Here is a 273-nt window from a genome sequence, read left to right on the forward strand (position 1 = left end):
TCTATGAAGTTACCACGGTATTAACATGCTAATTATGATATAAAAAAAAGAGAACCATTATATGCTCTCTTTAAATTTGCTATATTGTTCTTTTGTATTTTTTCCGTAACCGTACTTTTTGTGGAAGTCCATATGACATTTTTTACAAAGGGTTATGCCATTATCTATATTTGTTCGATTTTGCTTATCCCAGTCATAGCTATTCAAATGGTGTGCGTTTAATCCGTCTCCCCACTTACCTTGTTTACCACACAAATCACAAGTGTAAGAATC

The 273-nt window shown here is 32.6% G+C and carries 1 protein-coding gene; it reads right to left on the reverse strand.

Translation table 11 applies throughout. From position 1 onward, the window contains the following. Positions 1–57: 57 nt before the first annotated feature. Positions 58–273: HNH endonuclease (locus SB754_RS20285; RefSeq protein WP_410784165.1), on the reverse strand; the 216-nt coding region annotated here is incomplete at its 5' end.

Source organism: Leifsonia sp. SIMBA_070, from assembly GCF_046534635.1.
In the GTDB taxonomy this organism is placed as follows: domain Bacteria; phylum Actinomycetota; class Actinomycetes; order Actinomycetales; family Microbacteriaceae; genus Leifsonia.